Origin of the sequence: Burkholderia sp. AU45388, from assembly GCF_030481585.1 — a bacterium.
GTDB classification, from domain to species: Bacteria; Pseudomonadota; Gammaproteobacteria; order Burkholderiales; family Burkholderiaceae; genus Burkholderia; species Burkholderia sola.
On the sequence record NZ_JAUJPV010000062.1, the window covers coordinates 1 to 1,647 of the forward strand.

The 1,647-nt window shown below is 61.0% G+C and carries 2 protein-coding genes; both read left to right on the forward strand.

Features of this window, described 5'->3' with window-relative positions; all coding sequences use genetic code 11:
- On the forward strand, positions 1-497 hold a 497-nt coding region (locus tag QZM72_RS35420; RefSeq protein ID WP_301740432.1), incomplete at its 5' end, for a hypothetical protein.
- Positions 498-545: 48 nt separating this feature from the next.
- Positions 546-1,647: MFS transporter (locus QZM72_RS35425; RefSeq protein ID WP_144030204.1), on the forward strand; the 1,102-nt coding region annotated here is incomplete at its 3' end.

The window sequence follows — 1,647 nt, forward strand, 5'->3', positions numbered from 1 at the left end:
TCAGTGCGGTGATGGTCGGTGCGGCCTGGGCGGCACTCGATGAATATGAAGAGATCCTGCGGACCAAAAAGACGATCAATCCGCCGTTCCACGAGCGCTACAAGTCGCTGGAATACCAGCGCACCGTTGGACAGGTGGTGATGGAGATCCGTGCGGCTGAAGTGCAGGTGATCGAGGTCGCGCGGCAGTACACGCAGGCCTGCCAGCAGTGGCAAGCCGGTATCGCGTATTCGGCGGAGAAGGATTTCCTGCAGGGCGCAATGGCCACCCAGGCTGGAAAAATGGCCGCGGAGTCGATCGAGAAGATTTTCTACGCGGGTGGCAGCACTGCAGCCAAGAAAGGTCAGCGGCTCAACCGCTATTTCCGGGATATGGCTACCTATCGCACGCATCCGATTGCGCAGTACGACACGGCGGCCGAGGGTGTGGGTCAGGCGCACTTCGGTCTGCCGATTCCGATGCTGGAAGCGGTGGGTGGGGCTCGCAGCAAGCGCTAAGCCGCGCAATGCGGATACCAATGCAGAAGTGATCATTCGGAGTAGAAATTGAAGCTATTCGGCTATCGAGGTTGGGCTGTGCTTACCGCCCTTTCCTTGATGATGTGCATCAGCATGTCGCTGCCCATTTACGGCGCGAGTGTGGTCAATACGTACATGGCCACGGCGCTGGATTGGAACCGGCAAACGCTCGGTTTGCTGACCTCCGTCAACATGGTTACTGCAGCACTATTCAGTCCTGTAGCAGCCAAAGCGGTCGGACGGATCGGTATCCGAAACAGTCTCGTCATCGGCTGCCTGACCATGGTGGTCGGTGGCGCATGGCTGGCGACGCTGGCCACCCAGCCGTGGGAGGCCGTTGCTGCCTTCAGCGTGCTGATGGGCCTGACCAGTGCATTCAGCGGCATCATTCCGTGCCAGGCGGGCGTCGCCGCCTGGTTTGTACGGCGCCGCACCCTGGCGATTTCCGTCCTCTATGCCGTGGTGGGCGCAGCAAGTTTCGCCGTCATCTCCCTCATCGGGTCTGTGGTCGAGTCGGCCGGGGGATGGCGTTCCGGGTGGTGGGTGTTTGTTGGGGCCGGCATCGTGGGGCTGCTGACCAATCTGCTCTTTGTCCGCAATGCCCCGACGGGAGACGATGCAAACTCCAGTGAACTCCGCTGGGATGAGGCACATGAAGAAGCGGCGCAGACGACGCGTGAACTGCCGCTGTCGAAGGTGGTGCGATCCCCGCTACTCTGGGGCGTGGCTTTTTCGATGCTTGCAATCGCATCCGGCTCAGTCTTTATGATTGCCCATTCGCAGGTCTATCTACGCGGCATCGGGATTAGCGCCGCTGCCGCTGCCTTCGCCATGCCGCTCCTGTCGGCGACCATGGTGCTCGGCAACTTGGGGTTCAACCTGCTGGCCGCGAGCACCGATTTGCGGCGTGCGCAAATCATCTCAATGGGGGTCTTTGTCGTTGGCTTCGTCGCGCTGGCAAACCTTCGCACTCCAAACCTGACAACGACTTACGTGGCCGTGGGCTTGGTGGGCGCAGGTTTTGGCGCGGGGCAGGTCGGCGTGATGGGGATGCTGGGGCACTATTGGAGCACCACATTGTTCCCGATGCTGACCGCCATCGTACTGCTCGTTCAGACCGTGGGCGGAT